Origin of the sequence: methanotrophic endosymbiont of Bathymodiolus puteoserpentis (Logatchev) (genome assembly GCF_900128525.1) — a bacterium.
In the GTDB taxonomy this organism is placed as follows: Bacteria; Pseudomonadota; Gammaproteobacteria; order Methylococcales; family Methylomonadaceae; genus Methyloprofundus.
Map to the genome: position 1 here is coordinate 24,165 of NZ_FQTQ01000049.1, position 19,923 is coordinate 44,087.

Here is a 19,923-nt window from a genome sequence, read left to right on the forward strand (position 1 = left end):
TTGTGCTCAAGTTAAGCAACTTGAGCGCATTTTCTATTTTTCTTATGCGTATCATTACCGTCAACACCAATGGCATACGTGCCGCAGAACGTAAAGGTTTTTTCTCTTGGCTCGCCAAGCAAAACGCAGATTTTGTTTGTATTCAAGAAACTAAAGCACAACCAGATCAGCTGACCGCAGATGTATTTCATCCAGAAGGCTATTATTGCTATTATCATAGTGCACAGAAAAAAGGCTACAGCGGGGTTGCTATTTACACTAAGCATAAGCCTGATAAAGTGATTGAAGGCATGGGATTTGATGATATTGACAGCGAAGGTCGCTACCTGGAAGTACAAATCGGCAATCTGAGCGTTATCTCTTTATATCTCCCTTCTGGCACCTCTAAAGAAGAGCGGCAGGTCTTTAAATACGATGTGATGGATCGTCTTTTGCGGTATTTGCAGGCGCGTATTAACGATGGGCGTGACTATATTATCTGTGGGGATTGGAATATAGCGCATAAAGAAATAGATTTAAAAAATTGGAAAGCGAACCAGAAAAATTCGGGTTTTTTACCTGAGGAACGCGCTTGGATGACGCAATTATTTGAGCAGGAGCCCTGGTATGATGCTTTTAGGTTGGTCAATCAAGAGCCCGAACAGTACACTTGGTGGTCAAATCGTGGTCAGGCTTGGGCTAAAAATGTTGGTTGGCGGATTGACTATCATGTAATTAGTGAGCAGCTTAAAGATAAAGTTTTACGTACTTCTATTTATAAAGATGAACGCTTTTCTGATCATGCGCCTTTGATTGTGGATTATGATTATGCTTTGTAATTAAGGGGTGCGCATAAAATAAGGCTGGTGCTTTAGTGGTGGCTTATAAATGTAGTAGGGCGTGGCTTCAGCCCGCCTTTAGAGTAGGGGCATGGCATTAGCGGGCTAAAGCCTCTCTCACAAAAAATTACCTCTCGTTTTATTGTTCCTGTTTAGGCTGCAGGCGCATTAAATGTATTACTAATATGATCGCTGGTAAGCCTGCACAAGAGGCATAGAGAAAAAACATATCATAGCCATAGCCATCAACAATCAAGCCAGATAAGCCTCCCAATAATTTGGCGGGTAAAGTCATTAACGAGCTAAATAGTGCGTATTGTGTGGCTGTGTAAGCGCTATTAGTTAAGCTGGATAAATAAGCTATAAATACAGAAGTTGCAATGCCACCACTTAAGTTGTCAGCGCTGATAACTAAGGCTAAAAGCTTAAGATTTGGTTCTGATAATGCTAAAAGCACAAATAATAAATTAGTGGCAGCGACTAGTATAGCTCCTAGCAAAAGCGGCCTCATAAGGCCATAACGAATCACTAAAATCCCACCTAATGACGCGCCAAAGATGGTCATGAAAAAGCCAAAGACCTTACTTACATTAGCTATTTCTTGTTTACTAAAGCCTAAATCTAAATAGAAGGGGTTGGCCATCACTCCCATAGTGATGTCGCTCATTTTATATAGCGCAATTAAGCTTAAAATCCAGATACCTAGTTTGCCATTGCGGATAAAAAACTCTGCAAAAGGGCTGATAACGGCATCAGAAAACCAACTGCCCAACCTTGCTAGTAGGCTTTTTTTCTCGTGAATACCTAAGCTAGTCTCAATTTTATGTTCTAGCACCTTTATCTTCGCATCTTGCTTGTGTTTTGGCTCACGAATGAGCATGGTTGTTATAATACCAATAAACATCAGCAAAGCCATCGCTGAGTAAGCCGCATTCCAGCCAATAAAATCAGCAATATAAAAAGCACCCGCGCCTGAAGCCAATAGTGCAACGCGATAGCCAAATACATACATGGCTGCCATGGCTGCTTGATATTCAGGTTGAATGGCTTCAATGCGGTAAGCATCAATAACAATATCTTGTGTTGCTGAGCAAAAAGCAATAAATACTGCAACTCCTGCTATTAATTCAATTTGTGTTTGGGGGTTTAATTCTGCCAAGGTCATTAAACCGGCAGCAATACCGACTTGGGCAAGCAGCATCCAACTGCGACGCTTACCCAGCAAATGTGTCAAGAAAGGGAGTTTTAAGCTATCGACAACAGGTGCCCAGACTACTTTGATTGAATAGGTGACACCTACCCAGCTAAAAAAACCGATAACAGATAAGGTGATGCCGGCATCGCGTAACCAAGCGGATAAGGTTGAAAAAACCAATAAAAAAGGCAGGCCGGCAGAAAAGCCAAGGAATGACATTCCCAGTACGCGTGGTTGTAAATAGGCAGAGAAAGCTTGTTTCCAGCTGTGTTCAGGCATAAATATCCAGAGATTGTTTATAAGTTTCGGGCTTACACTTTAGGTATGTATTGTACCTTCGGGTGGTGCAAGGTAAGCGGTGCATACTCTACATAAACTGTACTGGCTAGTAAATACTAGGCTAGGTTTAGTGGGAGATGCGGTATAAGGTAGTTATGTCTCGGTTAAAAGTTCCTCTCTCAAAGGTATTATGGCATAAAAAAAGGGTCGTAGAACTTGCATTCTACGACCCTTTGTTAAAGCAATCAGTTGCAAACTGTTAGCACTAATTTTTAGCTATTAATTAAGTAATGAACAAAAATACTGGCGACATAACCTATAGCAATAACAGGTGTCCATTTTAAGTGGCTAAAGAATGTATATTTATGCTTAGATGCGCCCATTAAAGCAACACCTGCCGCAGAACCTACAGACAACATAGACCCACCTGTGCCTGCCGTTAAAGTCACTAATAGCCATTGATATAGGTCCATATCTAAGTTCATGCTTAATACCGCAAACATGACTGGGATATTATCAACAATAGCAGACATTACCCCGACAAGGATGTTCGCTGTTGTTTGTCCTAGTCCACCATACATACCTTCAGATAATAGTTCTAGGTAGCCGATATAACCTAAACCACCGACCGCAAAAACCACACCGAAGAAGAAGAACAAAGTATCCCACTCGGCATCACGAACTTTATCAAAAATATCAAAAGAACTATGTTGGTCATCATCTGTATTTGATTTATAAAGTGTTTGTAGTCTATAGCCATAAACCATCAGAACACCTAAGCCAGCCATCATGCCCATAAAAGGTGGCAAATGTAGTACTTGTTTAAAGCTAACGGCAGTAACAATTGTTAATACGAACAGGATACAGATTTGCACAGCACCGGGCTTTAATACCACGGCTGCTTCATTTGTTACCGGTGGTTGCTCATCAGGTACGGCAAGGTACATAATGGCAGCAGGTACTGCATAGTTAACAACAGATGGAATAAATAAATTAAAGAAATCAAAGAATTCTGCATAGCCTGCTTGCCACACCATCAGCGTCGTAATATCGCCAAATGGGCTGAAAGCACCACCAGCATTAGCTGCAACAACTAAGTTAACAAAGCCAATGGCAATAAATTTTTCGTTGTCTTTACCAACCGCTAAGACTACCGCACCCACTAATAAAGCCGCTGTTAAGTTATCGGCAATCGCAGATAAGAAGAAGGTAACGATCCCGGTAATTAAAAACAACTGTCTATAACCGAATTGTTTTCTAACCATCCACGAACGTAAAGCTTCGAATACATTACGTTCGGCCATAGCGTTGATATAAGTCATGGCCACTAATAAGAATAGCATTAATGCTGCATATTCTTTTAGGTTGAACTCAAATGCTTCGTGTAACGCTTCAGTAGAAACGCCTGCTTCAGCGGCTAAAACAGCCGCGTGCGCCCAAATAACGGCTGCAGCAATAATAACGGGCTTAGATTTACGTAACCCCGTGAATTCTTCTGCCATAACAAAGCCATAGGCGATGATAAAGATCAGAACAGTATAAATACCGCGCTCGGTTCCGGTTAACCCTAAGTTAGTAATAGCTTCTTCGGCCATTGCTAACTGTGGCATGCCTAACAGCGCTGCAAAAATGAATAATAAGCGTAACAAAACGACCCCCTAGCCCTTAATTTTAAATTATTTTTATGATTTTTTAAGTATGGTGAAACTCAACCGCCAATAATATCATTAACCAATTAACTTTGTCATTTAATCGCTGGCGGTATATCATAAAAGTTTCAGCTCAACCCGCCTATATATCTATGTATCAATATACCGATAAAGATCAAACGATCATTGATGAACGCGTTACTCAGTTTCGTGATCAAACTGAGCGTTTTTTAAAAGGTGAAATTCCTGAGGATAAATACCGTGCATTACGTTTAATGAATGGTGTTTATATTCAAACGCATGCGCCCTTATTACGTGTCGCTGGCCCTTATGGCTTACTGTCTAGTCAGCAAGTTAGAAAACTAGCGTCTATTGCGCGTGATTATGATAAAGGCTATTGCCATTTCACAACCCGCCAAAATATTCAATTTAACTGGCCTGAATTAGAAAGAGTGCCGGATATTCTTGAAGAGTTAGCAAGTGTACAAATGCATGCTATTCAAACCAGTGGTAACTGCCTAAGGAATACCACCTCGGATCAGTTAGCGGGTGTCTGTAAAGATGAAATAGAGGATCCGCGGCCTTATTGCGAAATTATCCGTCAATGGACTATTTTGCATCCAGAGTTTGCTTATTTACCGCGTAAATTTAAGATTGCAGTCAGTGGCGCGAAACTTGACCGTGCAGCAACACAATTTCATGATATAGGCTTGCATTTAGTCGAAAATGAACAGGGTATTGTTGGTTTTAAAGTATTTGTCGGTGGCGGTTTAGGCCGTACGCCTGTGGTTGGGCAAATGATTAAGCCTTTTCTGGAAAAAGAGCATTTACTCTCTTATCTAGAAGCTATTGTGCGCGTTTATAATTTAAAGGGGCGGCGTGATAATAAGTATAAAGCGCGAATTAAAATTTTAGTCAGAGAAACTGGATTAGCTGAATTTAGCAAGCAAGTGGATGCGGAATGGGCTTTAATTAAAGATAAATTGGCTATTCCTGCCGAGCGAATTATGGCGATGCAAGCACAGTTTGCATTACCTGCTTACCAGGCAGAGGCAGCACAGGATACGAGTTATACCGAGCATTTGGCGAATGATGAGCGTTTTGCTACGTGGATTAAACATAATACAGCTGAACATAAAATAGACGGCTACCGTGCGGTTTATATTTCTTTAAAAGCGCCTGATAATCCACCAGGTGATTGCTCTGATGTGCAGCTTGATGCAATTGCCGCTTTAGCGGATGAATACAGCTTTGGCATGGTGCGCACAACACATCGGCAGAATTTAGTTTTGGCAGATATTAAGCAGGCAGATTTATTTGTTTTATGGCAAAAATTAGTCAGCTTGAAGTTAGCGACACCTAATATCGGCAAGGCGACGGATATGATTTGTTGCCCTGGTTTAGATTATTGTTCATTAGCGCTAGCAGGTTCAATTGGTGTTGCGCAAGAAATTAATGATAGTTTAGATTCTATTGATTATGTACATGATTTAGGCGAAATAAAAATTAATATCTCGGGCTGTATGAATGGCTGTGCGCATCAAAGTGTAGGACATATCGGTATTTTAGGGTTAGATAAGAAAGGCGAGGAATGGTATCAAGTCACTTTAGGTGGCTCATCAGAAAATGATGCCGCTATTGGTGATCGTTTAGGGCCTGCTGTTAGAAAAGAAGAGATTACACCGGTGGTAGTAAAACTATTGGAAGTGTATCTTGAGCAGCGTCTTAATGAAGATGAGGCTTTTCTGGCAACTTACCGACGTGTTGGCATGAATCCATTTAAGGAGAGAGTCTATGCAACTCATTAAAGACAAACAAGTGACTCAAGATAGTTGGGTATTTATCGCTGATGATGCACCACTGAATGCAGATTTTAATATTGTTTCACAATCTCGTTGGCGTAAAGAAAAGGCTAAGCTTATCAGTCAAAAAGGTGCGCTGGGTTTACGTTTAGAGTCTGATACGGCAGTTGAAGATATAGTTGGTGATTTAAAACATTTTCAGCTGATTGAATTGCATATACCTGTTTTTACAGATGGGCGTGCCTTTACGCAGGCGCGATTATTACGCAGTCGCTTTGGCTTTACCGGTGATATTCGCGTTAGCGGTGATTTTATGCGCGACCAGGTCTTTTATCTGAGCCGTGTTGGCGTTAGTAGTTTTGAGTTAAATGACCAAGAGGATGCGCAAGGAATTATTACTTCTATGGAGGATTTTTCCGTCGATTATCAAGAGTCTGTCGCGTAATAAAGTAACCTCTCATTATCTACAGGTATTTAAGACATTCACGTCATGGCGTAGGATGTGCTGACAATAGAAAGCGCATCGTTTATGTGATGCGCTTTGTTCCTTAGCGCATTCTACAACACGCTTTAGTGTCTGATAAAAATGAGAAGTTACAGTTCGGTCTACTATATATTGATTTTTAGAATATATCGTACTCACCCAATTCGGGTTGTGCTGGTTCTGCTTTAAGCTTGATTAACGGAGATGCTTTAGTGTGCTTAATTGTTGGCATTATCTTGCGAGCTGTAAATGCTAGCTCAGAAACCGGAACTAACTGCACATTATAAGCTGCAATTTTATGCAGTTCATCTTGCAGTACGGCTAAAGTATTGATGCGCGGATGAGCGATGCCTAAAGCACTGCCATTACGTAAGGCTAGAGCAATTAGCTTTCTAAATTGGCGTCTAATTTCTATTTGACTTGGGTCATCGTGATCTAAAAAAATATCTCTTCCTAGCGCGGCTAAGCCAAAGTCAGTGGCTGCTTTTTGAGCAACGCTTGCGGTCGCAGTTTTACTATCCACAAAAAATAGAGCAGTACCGTATTGCACTTTAATTAGCTGCATTATATGGGTCATGGCTGAATAATTTTGGGTTAACAAGCTGCCTTTATGATTATTTATACCAGCAATATAGGGAATATTTTGTAACTGATTAATAAATAAGCGTTCAAATGCTCTACTGCTCATATTTGAACTTAGTTCGTGTATTTCTCGCTCTTTGGGTTCTATTGCCTGCATAGGTACATGTAACATTAGCTCTTTACCTTTCTGGTGAGCTACATTAGCTAAAGCCTGGGTATGTGCCGTAAAGGGTAAAAATGAGTAAGTTACCGCACCAGGCAACTGCAGAGCACTTAAGCTAAGATCTTTTTGTATGCCCATATCATCGATAATCAGGGCGATTTTTGCTTGTTCTTTAGCCTGCACATTAAAACTAGCAAGCATAAAAAAACTCAGCACCCAATAGAAACAAGTTTTTATTGGGCTAACTGAGTTTTTCATAAACAATAATAGCTCAAGACTTACTTGAAAATGGCAATCCCTTTTAATAGGTTAAGTGCCTCGTTTAAAGGGTAGTCGCGAATATCAACGCCTGTCTTATCTTCTGATTTTTCTGTTTTCTTAGTTGCCTTTTTATCGTCTTTCTTTTTATTTCCATTTTCTAAATGGCCCGATAAATCGGCTTCTTTAACAGGCGTAAATTTAGCGGCTTCTAGTGCCTCTAATTTAAGACGATCGAGTGCAATATCAGGTTCTATGCCGGTTGCCTGAATAGAGCGGCCTGATGGCGTGTAATAGCGTGCTGTAGTGATTTTAACTGCGCCACCATTACCGGTAGGTAAAATGGTTTGTACTGAACCTTTGCCAAATGATTTAGTACCCATAATAATTGCACGTTTATGGTCTTGTAAGGCACCTGCGACAATCTCAGATGCAGAGGCCGACCCAGCGTTAATAAGCACAACTAGGGGAGCGCCATCTAATTCATCACCTGGGGTGGCATTAAACTCCATTTGTGAGTTTTTAATACGCCCCTCTGTATAGACAATTTTACCTGAATTTAAAAAGGTATCGCTAACTGAGACTGCGCCATCTAAAACGCCACCAGGATTATTACGTAAATCGAGAACCATACCTTTTAAGGAGCCGCCATTCGCTGCTTTAAGCTCTTGAATTGCTTTTTTAACGGCAGCACCTGTCGGTGATTGAAAGCTGCTGATACGCACATAACCAAAGCCATCTTCTAAAGTGCGGCTGCGGACACTTTTTACTTTGATAATATCTCGAGTTAAGGTTACGTTAAAAGGCGCTTCCTTACCTTTACGTACTATAGTTAATATAATGTCGCTACCCACTTCACCACGCATTATTTTGACAGCTTCGGTCAGAGTCATACCTTTTACTGGCTTTTCATCTAGTTTTATAATGAGGTCGCCTGACTGAATGCCAGCACGCTGTGCGGGAGTTTCGTCTATAGGCGAGATAACTTTAACAAAACCATCTTCCATCGTTACTTGGATGCCTAAACCACCAAAGCGGCCTGTCGTGCCGACTTTTAATTCTTGGTATTCTTCTGTATTTAAATAGCTAGAATGCGGATCTAAGCCGACTAGCATGCCACGGATGGCATTTTCTAATAAATCTTTATCGGAGACCTCTTCAACATAATCTTGTTTGATACGTCCGAAAATTTCGGTAAATGTTCTCAGTTCTTCAAAAGGTAAAGTGACTGTTTGTGACTCAGCATCTTTATCTGCGAATACTGTGCCAGCAGTCGAAAGAAAGATGCCTAGAAAACAACCTATAAATAATATAAAAATATTTTTTTTATTAACCACGCGTTTTAAACTCCGTTATATAACTTCCAAATGAATTCTAGTTCCGATATATTTTATATCAATATAAAGACAAGTAATGTAAAAATTCTGTTGTTTTTATTTGTTTAAACTTTAGTGACGCTCTTAATAATAGAAGCTTAGCGCTTTTTACACCACTTTTTAGGGTTAAGCGGCTTATCTTTTTTACGTATTTCGAAGTATAAGCTAGCAGTCTCGCGGCCACCACTTTTCCCAACTGTTGCTAGAATGTCTCCTGCCTCGACCCAATCACCTTTTTCTTTATACAGGCTTTGATTGAAGGCATATAAGCTCATATAGTTTTTATCATGTTTAACGATGGCTAATAAGCCATAGCCTTTGAACCAATTAGCAAAAATCACCTGGCCATGAGCAATGGCTTGTACTGGTTTTCCTTCTTTTGCTTTGATTAAAACACCATCCCATTGACTATCGGAACGTTGACTGCCGAAGGATTTAATGATTTTACCTGTTATTGGCCAAGGCAGTGTCCCTTTTAAGGTATGAAAGAGCTGCTTGCTTCGCTCGGGTAACTCGGTATCTCGTAGGTCTTGCTGCAGTGTCGTAATAAGCCTTTTTAATTTCTGTTCATTCTTTTTTAATTTGGATAATTGCGAGGCATTGCTCTGGTAGTCTTTTTTGATTTTAATTAACAGGGCTTTACGTTTTTTTGAGGTTGCTTTTAGCTGAGCTTGTTGTTGTTTGTTTTTGTTTGTTAAATCTTCAACTTCTTGCATTTCTTTTTGTTTTTCTTGTTCTAATGCCGTTAAAAGCGCTAGGCTATTGTTGATACGCTGCAATTTATCCAGTCGCGCAGTGTTAAAATATTGATAATACATCATTATACGGTTAGAACGACTACCGTCCTTTTGGTTCAGCAGAAGCTTTAATTTTTCTTGACGACCTAATGCATAGGCAGCTTTCACTTGTCCAGCTAAGTGCGATTTTTGTGTACTTAGCCAGTGATTTTGGGTTTTTAATTCTTTTTGTATTTTATTAATACGTTGTTGTTTTTGTTTAACTTGTTTGTTTAGTTGTCGAACAGTACGTGAAATTTCCCCATATTGTTTTTCTATGCGCTTTAATTCTTTATTTGCACTGCCCTGTTGTTTTTTTAAGCGTGATAAATGACCTGTAACTGTTTTAATTTTACTCTGGACTTGATGTAATTCTTTATCTTTGTTATTGGCAGCGCTACTTAAGGTAACGCTATATAGCAAAAATAAAAGTAGGATAATTTTCACGTGCATATATTAATGTCAACTCAGTAGTTACAGGTGTTATTTTAGAATGATTAATTAGAAAGACTACTTGTGAGGAGAACTTTTAGGTATAGTTTTTTTAAAAATCACTGACTAAAAGTCCTCCCTCAATCTATTGTGTGCGAGTTATACTTCGTGCAGTCGTGACCGCGCGAAGTATATATCTATAGAACTTAATGGTAGTACCTAAAGGCATCAGTTAAGTAACGATTTTCCATTCATTTCAGGCGGCTGCTTTATGCCTAAAATCGCCAGCATAGTTGGCGCTAAGTCTTTTAAACTGCCACCATCAGCTAACGCTTTATTGCCCCCGACATAAACTAAAGGGACGGGATTAGTGGTATGCGCTGTTTGTGGGCCACCTTGTGCATCACGCATTTGCTCGATATTGCCATGATCAGCAGTCAGTAGCATTTGCCCTCCTACTTTTTCTAAGGCAGTAACGATGCTGGCAAGTGCATGGTCTACAGTTTCCACGGCTTTAAGTGCGGCCTCCCATTTACCCGTATGACCGACCATATCACAGTTAGCATAATTACAAATAATCACATCATATTTTTGTTCAGTAATGGCATTGACTAAATGCTCGGTTACTTGGGCAGCATGCATTTCTGGCTGCAAATCATAGGTTTTTACTTTAGGGGAGGGTACTAAAATGCGGTCTTCACCTATATTAGGTTGGTCAACACCACCGTTCATAAAAAAAGTAACGTGAGCATATTTTTCAGTTTCTGCTAAACGTAATTGCAATAAACCTTGTTGAGCTAAGACCTCACCTAGGGTGTTTTTTATTTCTACTGATGGAAATGCAACTGGATAAGTAAATTTCTCATGATATTCGGTTAAGGTGACAAAAATACCTTGGTGGCCTACATGCCTGCGCTCAAATCCAGAAAAATCAGTATCAGTAATTGCTTGACTAATTTCTCTGGCACGATCAGCACGGAAATTCATAAAGACTATAGAGTCATTTTCAGCTAAAACGGTCGCTTTACCTTGCGCATCAAGAATAACGGTTGGCTCAATAAACTCATCGTTTTCATCGCGTTGATAACTGGCTTGTAAAGCTTGTAATGCAGAGGTTTCGGTATATTCTCCTTCGCCCAAAACAATTAATTTATAAGCTTTTTGTACGCGTTCCCAGCGAGTGTCTCGGTCCATTGCATAAAAACGGCCAATAATGGATGCAATACGACCAACACCTAATTGATTTATTTTATCTTGCAAGCATTTTAAAGCGGTTTCTGCACTTTTTGGGGCAACATCACGGCCGTCTAAAATAGCGTGTATGACGACATTTTTTAAGCCTTTTTGTGCCGCAAGTTCCAGCATTGCCAGAATATGATTGATATGGCTATGCACACCACCTTCGGATAATAGACCTAGAATATGCAGCGTACTATTGTTGGTTAAGGCGTTATCAACGGCTAAGCATAGGGCGGGGTTGGTGAAAAAGCTACCATCTTCAATGGCATCACTAACACGAGAAAAATCCTGTGGCACATAGCGGCCTGCGCCTATATGCATATGACCGACCTCAGAATTACCCATTTGCTTATTAGGTAAGCCAACAATACGCCCAGAGCAGTCGAGCTGAGTCATTGGGAATTTTTTTTGTAGGCTGTCCCAGCACGGTGTGTTTGCTTGAGCAATTGCATTATATTCGGTCTCTTTTCTTAGGCCAAAGCCATCGAGAATTAATAATATGAGAGGTTTTGGTTTTATCATGTTAATCTCCACGGAAGCTCTAAATTAAGTTAATTTTAGTAAGGGAATGGTGCTGTGTTTTTGTTACGAATAATAATCATTGCTGAATAGAGTGGATTTTGCTATTGTTTAGCGTTTTCTAATGTACAATAGTAGTACATATGTATGCCCTAATGGACTGTTAACTTAGCTTTCTATTATTGGGTATAAAAATCATCATTTGTTAAACAGGAAATATATCTAAATGGAAACTATAGATAACCATAACATATACGCTGATGCCGATATAGAACGAGCGGCTCGATGCTTAAAAGCAATGTCGCACCCACTGCGCTTAAAAATCCTTTGTGTACTGGGGACTGAAGCGATTAGTGTACAAGATATTGTGGAAAAAGTTGGAACCAGTCAAAGTAATATTTCACAGCATCTTTCTATTTTAAGAGAAAAAGACATTTTAGGCTTTAAAAAAGATGCAAACCGCGTATTCTATTATATAGATGACCCGCGTATGCTTAAACTTATTGAAATGATGCGTGAGATTTTTTGTGCTGAATGTAAGTAAATATATCGGTACAATATCTATGCCGACCTTATTTTTAATTCTAACTTCCCAATAAAGACTCATGATAGACCAATATATCGAATTTGCTTCCAACCATTGGATGCTTGTCACCGCTTTTTTTGCTGTTACCTTTTTCTTGATCCAAGATATTATTGAGTCCAGCACGCGTAAGTATCAAACTATTTCTCCTATGCTGACGGTGGCCAAGTTAAACTCTGGAAATCCGATTATTATTGATGTACGTGAAGCGAATGAATTTAAAAAAGGCCATATTTCGGGGGCGATTCATATCCCGCTTAGCAGCATAGAAAAACAACTTAAAAAAATCGAATTATACAAAAAAGACGATGTCATTGTTGTTTGTCATACGGGTACGCGCTCTGCTTCAGCTTGCTCGACCTTAACAAAACTAGGCTTTGAAAATGTTTTCTTAATGACAGGCGGTATGCAGTCTTGGGAAGAAAATAAACTCCCTGTCGTCACTAGTAAAAAATAAACCTAACTTTCACATACACTACTTTAAAAGATCATGGCTGAAGAAAACCAAGCACAAGAAAAACAATTTTCCATTCAAAAAATTTACACTAAAGATGTTTCTTTTGAATCTCCTGCTTCACCGAAACTGTTTACTGAAAAATGGGAGCCAGCTGTAGATTTCAATTTAGCTACCAATGCTACCCCATTAGAAGACTCAATGTTTGAAGTATCTATTACCGTGACGGTGACGGTAAAAACGGGAGAAACAGTTGCTTACCTAGTTGAAGCAACACAGGCTGGAATCTTTTCATTAGCGGGTTTTACTGATGCAGAAATGGGTCCTATGGTGGGTAGTTTCTGTCCTAATATTTTATTCCCTTATGTTCGTGAAGTCGTTTCGGATTTAGTGGCTAAAGGGGGCTTTCCACAGTTATTATTAGCACCCGTTAATTTTGATGCTTTATATGCACAACATTTACAGCAAGCTCAGCAAGCAGAAGGCTCTAAAACTTTAAATTAATAATTCAATATGACCAGCAAAATTAGTGTTTTTGGCGCCGGATCTTGGGGCACCGCATTGGCCATTCAAGCGGCTAGAAATGGTAATCAAACAATGCTTTGGGGACATCACCCTGAACATATTCAAGATTTGACGCGAGATAGACAAAATAAACGTTATCTTGCTGGTTTGTCTTTCCCTGATCCACTACAGGTCACTGATGACCTAAAATTAGCTGCGCAATTTAGCGATATTATTTTAATATCGGTACCTAGTCATGCATTTAAGGATACATTACTTAAAATAAAGCCGTTTGTTTCTAAGGCTGTGAAAATTGCTTGGGCAACTAAAGGTTTTAATCCAGAAACGGGTGAATTATTGCACCAGACAGTAGCTGATGTATTCTCGTCTGAAATGCCAGCTGCGGTCTTATCAGGTCCTTCTTTTGCTAAAGAAGTCGCAGCAGATTTACCTACGGCCGTGACCATTGCCTCAACTCAACAAGCCTTTTCTGATGAGCTTGCAGCATTGATGCACAGTCCTCGTTTTCGCACTTATACAACGACCGATATTATCAGCGTCCAAGTGGGTGGGGCAGTAAAAAATGTTCTTGCTATTGCCGCTGGTATTGCTGATGGCATAGGCTTTGGTGCAAACACCCGAGCAGCTTTAGTTACGCGGGGGATTGCTGAAATTATTCGGCTTAATACGGTTTTAGGTGGGCAGCAGGAAACTTTAATGGGCTTGTCGGGGCTAGGGGATTTAATTCTAACTTGTACTGATAATCAGTCACGTAATCGTCGTTTTGGCTTGGCTTTAGGCCAAGGTAAAACGCGAGAGCAAGCAATACAAGATATTGGGCAGGAAGTTGAGGGTATTGCAGCGGCAAGAGCAACCTACAGGTTAGCTAAGAAACATGGTATTGATATGCCGATAACTGAGCAAACATATCATGTACTATATGATGGCCTAGCTCCCCTAAGTGCAGTACAAAATCTATTACAGCGCGACCAGAAGTCGGAAACTGAATAGCAAGCTAAAGGATTAATTCGGCTATTATTTTAAGATGAGACACTCAGTCATTAATATGTCCCGTGTTAAAACGGTAGCCGTTAATCCAATTCAGGGAGCTTGCATAATACGAGTATCTCGTATTATGCAAGCTTCATATAGGCAGGCTACTAGATTTTAAATAAAGAAGGAAGAGCCTCTTTTTCTATTGTTTGTTTGGTTGTTTTCGGCTGATTTTTTTTAAAAGCTGCCCACAATGCATCGCCTTGCCATTCCTCGTTTTTCCCGCCATACAAAACTCCATTCAAGACTAAAATTTCACGTTGTAATGCGGGGGCACATTGTTCAGCTATTTTGGTCAAGCTGGATTGGCTGAATTGCTCGCGCCCCCATTGAATTAATGCTTCTTTAGCTTGGTCTGGCGCATTATTTTGACAGGCTTTTTTTAATATTTTATCTATAGCTCCAGCCTCTTCATGTGCTGCTAAGTGAGTAACTTTTTGCATTTTTTTGCTGTTTCTGGGTAAAAAGTAAATTAACGTCACTAGCCACGCCCCAGCAAAAAATATAGTTAACCAAAACCATACCGATTTATGCTCTGGATTTGTTATTTTTTCTGCTGTGGGGGACTTATCTGCGGTTATTGGGGCAGCAACTTTGGTTGCTGTTTTTGGCGTGGGTGTTAGAGAATTATTAGTGCCAGAAGTTGCAATTGCAGTCATTGTCTGTTCAGCAATACGTGCAACTTCCATTGTTTGAGTTGCTGTATTCCACCAAGGAATTTCAATCGCTGGTAAAGTGTAAGTGCCCGCAATACTTGGAATCAATGCAATTTTTTCTTCCCTGTAGGCAATCATACTGTTGTCTTTAGCCGTTTCTTTTAAAGTAGGTTGGTCAGGGTAGGCTTTTAAATTAGCGGGCATATTATCAACATATAATTCAGGTAGAGCGCTTTGCGTTGTACCCTTAACAAGTAAGCTTAGTGTGCGAGTAATCGGCTCACCTACTTTTATTTGTGCGGTATCGGCTGACCATTTTTCTTCTAAATAAACTTGTTCTGCAGGTAGCCAGTATTTACCTGATGCTGCGGCTGGTTTAGCTTGTACCTTTAAGGTAATCGCTTTAGAGCTAACTCGCTGAGTGCGAGTATTTTGCCGGTTAAAAAAGCCATTGTAGCGCCGTTGACTAGCGACAATGACATCAGCAGTTAACGTCAGAGGTTCAATATACATCGTTTCACTTTTTTGCGGGAAAATAGCATATTTACGTTCGGTAACTATATAGCTATCACCTTGATATTGGCTGTTATAGCTTTTATCTTCGCCTAGCTTTTCGATCACCGCATCAGGTAATTGAGGCTCAGTTAGGGTGGCTTGAGAGATATTAACTTTACGGTATAGTTTTAAGGTATAAATAACCTGTTCTTGAATATAAGGCTTAGTCTTGTCGACTTCTACTTGCAGGAATAAATCGTCATTAGCACGCGCTGTTACCTCTACTTCGTTGACGACGAGAGCGGCAAATTGACTACTATCTTGCCCGAATTTAATAGCAGGAACCATTAGAGTTCCAGTATGCTTTGCCATTACTGTTAAAACCCATTGCATAGACTTAGTCATTTTAAGATTAATGATTTGGGTCGATTGCTGCTGAGATTGATTTAAAATTTCGAAGTCTTTTTCTAATGGCGTAAAGTCAGGGTCGCCATCTGGTTGTTCGGTTGCACTAAAAATAATTTGAAATGACTCATTTAAATTAACAGGGTTACGGTCAATATTAACGCTGATATCAGCAGCGAATAAGGGCGATATCAGTAAGTTTAATGCAATAAATAATGGTAATTTATAGTAAGCAGAGAAACGCATATTTTTCACGTAAATATAATTTAAAAACAGAGTATATTTTACCTGTTTATAAGCGATATTGCCTAGAGACTGACTGACGTAGGAAGCAAAACTCAATAACCATCTAAAGTATCAGGTTTTATGGGATGTTTATTGCTTAGGCTTTTAGGCTGAAATGGGGCTCAGAAAATTGGCAGTAAATTTGATTAGAGGTCTTGCTATAACCTTTATTTTGTTATGATATAAAGTTGCCCTTAAAGTTTTTATGCGCCCTATATTAAAAAGGGTGGGGGTTATAATGATTAGTAAGCCTAATATCTATGAGTAAAATGGGTTCAAAAAAAGAGGCAAAAGCACCGGCTAAATGTAGAGGCGTTATTTATGGCTCTTTGCGGGAGTGGGCTTTAATCAGTTTTGTTATAGTCGCTTTGCCGCTAGTGGTCGCTATTATTTATACCATGAGTGAGCTCAGTAACTACACCGTAAAAAGCCAGAAGGCTTTGGTGCAAACGGTGCAGGCGGCGGAAATTAGTCGAACTACGCTCAACCGGTTAATCTTAATGGAGCAAAGTATCAGGCAGTTTGAGGTGCTCAATGATGCGACTATTTTTGAATCTTATCAACAGCACCGCCATTCTTTTTTGGAGCTTATAGGTATCCTCCAAGAGTTGAGTTTAGGTGTGGATTTTAATATTCAGGTAGCTGAATTATTACAAGCAGAGAGTGCGCTTAATCAAGACATCTTACATAGTGTTAAGGATCGAGCTAATTTAGTAAATGTACACCTTAAAAAATTTGATCAACTAAGCAATCAAGCAAGAGAGCTTGTTGCAGCAGGCGAACAGCAAGTTGGTATTGAGGCGCGTGCTTTATCTGATCTTGCCGGTAGAGTTCATGAGCATTTGATTGTTTCAACGGTTGTTAGCATTTCCATGGCGTTGTTGCTTGCTCTTGCTTTTGTTTATTTATTAACTCGGCCCATTAAAAATATAGCACTTGCAATCCGTCATTTAGGAGAAGAAGGGTTTGAGCAGCCAATTGCTATTGGTGGGCCTAAAGATTTAACTGAGTTAGGCGTACATTTGGAGTGGTTACGTAAACGGCTAAATCAGCTGGAGCATGAAAAATTGCAATTTATGCGTACCATTTCGCATGAGCTTAAAACGCCGTTGGCAACATTAAAAGAAGGAACAGATTTATTGTCTGAAAATGTTGTTGGTGAGTTGAACACAGAGCAGCAAGAGATTATTCAGTTAATGCATTTAAGTAATATCACTCTAAATGATTTAATTGATAATTTATTAGAGTATCAACAAACGATGGTGTCTCAAATTGATTTGAATCTTTCGACTTTTGATGTGGCTAAATTGATTGAGCGTTGTCTTAATGAATATCAGCTGCCTTTAAGGAGTAAAAAAATTCACGTACAAAGTCATCTTGGTATAACGCATATATGCGCAGATTATGACAAGCTAGAAATTATTATTAGTAACCTTTTCTCTAATGCGCTTAAATTTTCTCCTCAAAATGGCAAGATTGGTATAAGTTTATTTGTGCATAATAATGTTGTTCAATTGCTGATTGAAGATCAAGGTCCTGGTATAGCTAAGGAGGTAGAGCCTTTTATTTTTGAAGACTTTTATCAAGGGAATTCACCGCAGATATGGCAAATAAAAGGCACAGGCCTAGGCCTTTCTTTAGTAAAATACTATCTCGATGCGCATAAGGGTGAGGTTAAGCTACTGCCTGCAAGTAATGAATACTGTGGCGCGCGATTTCTTTTACATTTACCGCAAAAACAGGACGCTTGTGATGTCACGATTAGCTAAATATATTCTTTTCAGTTTTGTTTTTACTCTTCAAGGATGCCAGCCTTATTTTAAGAATTTATTTCAGCCACCGGAATCAGTCGTGTCTACTGACCAAGAGCAACCCTATGATGCCGTGAGAAGAATTAAGCAGGGGCAGGTGTATGATTTACTGAAGCGTACTCAGCAATATTTTGTATTGAATCAAAAACAAAAAGCACTTGCTTGCGAGGAGTTAAGGTTAGAATATGACCAGAATCCAGACTGGCAAGTTGCCTGGGTTTTGGTCTATGCCTTGAATAGTGATTTTAGTTGCGTGCAGCTTAGAGAAGCCATAGCGATACTGGGTGCGATACAGACTCAGCAGAGTGTGGGGTTGCAGTTGCAATGGTTAAATACAGTGCAAATTAAAGTACTGGAGAGTATGAAAGAGCAGTACAATCAAAATCGCCGCTTGCGTAATAAGCTCAAAAAGTCAGAAGAGCAATTGGCAATAACACAAGAACAAATGACAATAGCACAGGACCAACTAATAGAGTTAAGTTCAAAAATTCAAGCACTTAAAGCCATAGAAAGCAGTATCAATAAAAAATTAGACTATGAACCAAGTTATAAAAAATAATTTTCAAGGACAGAAAGTTTTAGTCGTCGATGATGACACCAGTTTATTGCAATTAACGGCTTTACGTTTACGCTCATTAGGGCTTGAGATAAAAAAAGCTGAAAGTGCGGAGGAAGCCGTTGCATTATTGCCAAGCTATCGTCCTCGCTTGGTTATTACTGATTTAAGAATGGGTGAAATGGATGGCATGGCACTCTTTAGTCATATTCAACAGCAGTATCCAGCTTTACCCGTTATTATTCTTACTGCCCATGGCACTATTAAAGAGGCGGTTGCAGCAACTCACCAAGGCGTTTTTGGTTTTCTTACTAAACCCTTTGTTAAGGAGGAGTTGATTGAATTAGTGACTAAAGCTTTGGCGTTAAATATACGAGTCGATCATAGGCGAAGCATAGAGGGAGAGACAGCTTGGCGAGCAAATATTATCACTCGTAGCGTTATGATGGAAAACCTATTGGATGAAGTTGAGCGTGTTGCCCAAACCAATGTCAGCGTCTATATACAAGGCGAAAGTGGCACAGGTAAAGAACTGATTGCTCAAGCGATTCATAAGGCCGGTTCGCGTAGAGACCAAGAATTTGTTGCAGTAAACTGTAGTGCAATACCTGAAGACTTACTTGAGTCAGAACTTTTTGGGCATCAGAAAGGGGCATTTTCTGGGGCATCAGCGGCACGGAAAGGTCTCTTTGAAATAGCTGATAGAGGGACTTTATTTCTTGATGAAATTGGCGATATGTCTGCAGCGTTTCAGGTGAAGTTATTACGTGCTTTGCAAGAAGGTGAGATCCGCCCCGTTGGTGCTAATAAAACTATAGCAGTAGATGTTAGAGTGATTTCTGCTAGCCATCAAGACTTGCAAGACATGACTGCTAATAATTTATTTCGGTTAGATCTTTACTACCGGCTTAATGTAGTGACTCTAATGCTGCCTCGGCTAACAGAAAGGCTAGAGGACATTCCTCTGTTGGCAAGTTATTTTATTACGCATAATGATACCCAGATGGAGTCAGTGGCTAAAGGTTTTTCTACTGAAGCTATGGAACAATTAATTGCCTATGATTGGCCAGGTAATGTCCGGCAATTGAAAAATGTCATCGAGCATATTTGTACTTTTGCGACAACGCCAATAGTTCCCGTTAATTTAGTTGAAAAAGCTTTGCGTGAAAAACAAAAATTATCACTTAGTTTTAATGATGCGAAAAAGAATTTTGAGCGTGAATATTTAGTCAAACTACTACAACTAGCCAATGGTAGCGTCACTCAAGCAGCTAAATTAGCAAAACGTAATCGGACAGAGTTTTATCGCCTACTTGATCGACATAATCTTAAAGCTGCGCAGTTTAAAAATAAATAAAGGTTACACTTAAAACTAGCAAAGCAGTTACTTATGGTTTATAGCTTTCGCTGCCTATTCTAGATTAACGGTGTCCGACATTTTATTACAGATATGCCATCAAAACAGGTCGGAGCTTGCGCTCAAAGAGCCATGTGGCGCTTTTCTTTAGGAAATTGTTTTTTAAGAACCGCCAAGCTTGTTTGGTAATCT

The 19,923-nt window shown here is 39.6% G+C and carries 17 protein-coding genes; 10 read left to right on the forward strand and 7 right to left on the reverse strand.

Going from position 1 to position 19,923, the window contains the following annotated elements; translation table 11 throughout:
* Positions 1 to 44: 44 nt before the first annotated feature.
* The gene (locus BQ7314_RS03075) at positions 45 to 818 is read left to right on the forward strand and encodes an exodeoxyribonuclease III (RefSeq protein ID WP_174482256.1); all 774 of its coding nucleotides are present in this window, start codon (positions 45 to 47) and stop codon (positions 816 to 818) included.
* A gap of 139 nt (positions 819 to 957) precedes the next feature.
* Here BQ7314_RS03075 and BQ7314_RS03080 read toward each other — a convergent pair whose 3' ends face one another.
* Complete coding sequence (locus BQ7314_RS03080; protein WP_245394897.1) at positions 958 to 2,292, reverse strand: AmpG family muropeptide MFS transporter; 1,335 nt, start codon at positions 2,290 to 2,292, stop codon at positions 958 to 960.
* Between the two features lie 272 nt (positions 2,293 to 2,564).
* A complete protein-coding gene (nhaD, locus tag BQ7314_RS03085; protein WP_342590388.1) occupies positions 2,565 to 3,902 on the reverse strand; it encodes a sodium:proton antiporter NhaD in 1,338 nt (445 codons plus the stop codon).
* Between the two features lie 191 nt (positions 3,903 to 4,093).
* Between nhaD and BQ7314_RS03090 the strand changes: the two genes are divergently transcribed.
* Positions 4,094 to 5,749 carry a nitrite/sulfite reductase gene (locus tag BQ7314_RS03090; protein WP_174482245.1) on the forward strand — a complete coding sequence of 552 codons (1,656 nt, stop codon included), beginning with the start codon at positions 4,094 to 4,096 and terminating at the stop codon, positions 5,747 to 5,749.
* Positions 5,736 to 6,188: a DUF934 domain-containing protein gene (locus BQ7314_RS03095; RefSeq protein ID WP_174482246.1), complete on the forward strand. Its 453-nt coding sequence runs from the start codon at positions 5,736 to 5,738 to the stop codon at positions 6,186 to 6,188. Before BQ7314_RS03090 ends, BQ7314_RS03095 begins: the two co-directional genes overlap by 14 nt.
* Before the next feature lie 178 nt (positions 6,189 to 6,366).
* On the opposite strand, the gene BQ7314_RS03100 is transcribed toward BQ7314_RS03095, so the two are convergent.
* The 4 genes from BQ7314_RS03100 to gpmI form a co-directional block, all read right to left on the reverse strand.
* Positions 6,367 to 7,230 carry a divergent polysaccharide deacetylase family protein gene (locus BQ7314_RS03100; RefSeq protein ID WP_174482247.1) on the reverse strand — a complete coding sequence of 288 codons (864 nt, stop codon included), beginning with the start codon at positions 7,228 to 7,230 and terminating at the stop codon, positions 6,367 to 6,369.
* Positions 7,231 to 7,250: 20 nt separating this feature from the next.
* On the reverse strand, positions 7,251 to 8,567 hold the full coding sequence (locus BQ7314_RS03105) for a S41 family peptidase (protein WP_174482248.1): 1,317 nt from the start codon (positions 8,565 to 8,567) through the stop codon (positions 7,251 to 7,253).
* A 137-nt stretch (positions 8,568 to 8,704) separates the two neighbouring features.
* Positions 8,705 to 9,829, reverse strand: a complete 1,125-nt coding sequence (locus tag BQ7314_RS03110) for a murein hydrolase activator EnvC family protein (protein ID WP_174482249.1) — start codon at positions 9,827 to 9,829, stop codon at positions 8,705 to 8,707.
* Positions 9,830 to 10,042: 213 nt separating this feature from the next.
* Complete coding sequence (gene gpmI / locus BQ7314_RS03115) at positions 10,043 to 11,575, reverse strand: 2,3-bisphosphoglycerate-independent phosphoglycerate mutase (RefSeq protein ID WP_280953857.1); 1,533 nt, start codon at positions 11,573 to 11,575, stop codon at positions 10,043 to 10,045.
* 223 nt (positions 11,576 to 11,798) lie between these two features.
* Here gpmI and BQ7314_RS03120 point away from each other — a divergent pair, with 223 nt between their 5' ends.
* The 4 genes from BQ7314_RS03120 to BQ7314_RS03135 all read left to right on the forward strand — a co-directional run bounded on the left by BQ7314_RS03120 (position 11,799) and on the right by BQ7314_RS03135 (position 14,124).
* Entirely contained in the window at positions 11,799 to 12,116 is a 318-nt protein-coding gene (locus BQ7314_RS03120) for an ArsR/SmtB family transcription factor (RefSeq protein ID WP_174482250.1), read from the forward strand.
* Between the two features lie 61 nt (positions 12,117 to 12,177).
* Positions 12,178 to 12,612: a rhodanese-like domain-containing protein gene (locus BQ7314_RS03125; protein ID WP_342590387.1), complete on the forward strand. Its 435-nt coding sequence runs from the start codon at positions 12,178 to 12,180 to the stop codon at positions 12,610 to 12,612.
* Between the two features lie 33 nt (positions 12,613 to 12,645).
* Positions 12,646 to 13,113, forward strand: a complete 468-nt coding sequence (secB, locus tag BQ7314_RS03130; protein WP_174482251.1) for a protein-export chaperone SecB — start codon at positions 12,646 to 12,648, stop codon at positions 13,111 to 13,113.
* Between the two features lie 9 nt (positions 13,114 to 13,122).
* A complete protein-coding gene (locus BQ7314_RS03135; RefSeq protein ID WP_174482252.1) occupies positions 13,123 to 14,124 on the forward strand; it encodes an NAD(P)H-dependent glycerol-3-phosphate dehydrogenase in 1,002 nt (333 codons plus the stop codon).
* Positions 14,125 to 14,273: 149 nt separating this feature from the next.
* Here the strand turns inward: BQ7314_RS03135 and BQ7314_RS03140 are convergent, their stop codons facing one another.
* Positions 14,274 to 15,968, reverse strand: coding sequence for a BatD family protein (locus BQ7314_RS03140; protein WP_174482261.1), 1,695 nt, complete (start codon positions 15,966 to 15,968; stop codon positions 14,274 to 14,276).
* Positions 15,969 to 16,267: 299 nt separating this feature from the next.
* Here BQ7314_RS03140 and BQ7314_RS03145 point away from each other — a divergent pair, with 299 nt between their 5' ends.
* Genes BQ7314_RS03145 through BQ7314_RS03155 form a run of 3 tightly spaced genes read left to right on the forward strand, consistent with a single transcriptional unit; the run spans position 16,268 to position 19,731 of the window.
* Complete coding sequence (locus BQ7314_RS03145) at positions 16,268 to 17,776, forward strand: HAMP domain-containing sensor histidine kinase (RefSeq protein WP_217423820.1); 1,509 nt, start codon at positions 16,268 to 16,270, stop codon at positions 17,774 to 17,776.
* Positions 17,760 to 18,377: a hypothetical protein gene (locus BQ7314_RS03150; protein WP_174482254.1), complete on the forward strand. Its 618-nt coding sequence runs from the start codon at positions 17,760 to 17,762 to the stop codon at positions 18,375 to 18,377. Before BQ7314_RS03145 ends, BQ7314_RS03150 begins: the two co-directional genes overlap by 17 nt.
* Positions 18,355 to 19,731 carry a sigma 54-interacting transcriptional regulator gene (locus tag BQ7314_RS03155; protein ID WP_174482255.1) on the forward strand — a complete coding sequence of 459 codons (1,377 nt, stop codon included), beginning with the start codon at positions 18,355 to 18,357 and terminating at the stop codon, positions 19,729 to 19,731. Before BQ7314_RS03150 ends, BQ7314_RS03155 begins: the two co-directional genes overlap by 23 nt.
* Positions 19,732 to 19,923 lie beyond the last annotated feature (192 nt).

What these genes read in the sequence shown, in the direction of transcription:
- BQ7314_RS03080 (WP_245394897.1), bottom strand. Translation starts at nt 2,292, where the DNA reads ATGCCTGAACACAGCTGGAAACAAGCTTTCTCTGCCTATTTACAACCA.
- BQ7314_RS03155 (WP_174482255.1), top strand. Translation starts at nt 18,355, where the DNA reads ATGAACCAAGTTATAAAAAATAATTTTCAAGGACAGAAAGTTTTAGTC.
- gpmI (WP_280953857.1), bottom strand. Translation starts at nt 11,575, where the DNA reads ATGATAAAACCAAAACCTCTCATATTATTAATTCTCGATGGCTTTGGC.
- BQ7314_RS03075 (WP_174482256.1), top strand. Translation starts at nt 45, where the DNA reads ATGCGTATCATTACCGTCAACACCAATGGCATACGTGCCGCAGAACGT.
- BQ7314_RS03125 (WP_342590387.1), top strand. Translation starts at nt 12,178, where the DNA reads ATGATAGACCAATATATCGAATTTGCTTCCAACCATTGGATGCTTGTC.
- BQ7314_RS03150 (WP_174482254.1), top strand. Translation starts at nt 17,760, where the DNA reads ATGTCACGATTAGCTAAATATATTCTTTTCAGTTTTGTTTTTACTCTT.
- BQ7314_RS03120 (WP_174482250.1), top strand. Translation starts at nt 11,799, where the DNA reads ATGGAAACTATAGATAACCATAACATATACGCTGATGCCGATATAGAA.
- BQ7314_RS03145 (WP_217423820.1), top strand. Translation starts at nt 16,268, where the DNA reads ATGAGTAAAATGGGTTCAAAAAAAGAGGCAAAAGCACCGGCTAAATGT.
- secB (WP_174482251.1), top strand. Translation starts at nt 12,646, where the DNA reads ATGGCTGAAGAAAACCAAGCACAAGAAAAACAATTTTCCATTCAAAAA.
- BQ7314_RS03140 (WP_174482261.1), bottom strand. Translation starts at nt 15,968, where the DNA reads ATGCGTTTCTCTGCTTACTATAAATTACCATTATTTATTGCATTAAAC.
- nhaD (WP_342590388.1), bottom strand. Translation starts at nt 3,902, where the DNA reads ATGCCACAGTTAGCAATGGCCGAAGAAGCTATTACTAACTTAGGGTTA.
- BQ7314_RS03090 (WP_174482245.1), top strand. Translation starts at nt 4,094, where the DNA reads ATGTATCAATATACCGATAAAGATCAAACGATCATTGATGAACGCGTT.
- BQ7314_RS03100 (WP_174482247.1), bottom strand. Translation starts at nt 7,230, where the DNA reads ATGAAAAACTCAGTTAGCCCAATAAAAACTTGTTTCTATTGGGTGCTG.
- BQ7314_RS03135 (WP_174482252.1), top strand. Translation starts at nt 13,123, where the DNA reads ATGACCAGCAAAATTAGTGTTTTTGGCGCCGGATCTTGGGGCACCGCA.
- BQ7314_RS03095 (WP_174482246.1), top strand. Translation starts at nt 5,736, where the DNA reads ATGCAACTCATTAAAGACAAACAAGTGACTCAAGATAGTTGGGTATTT.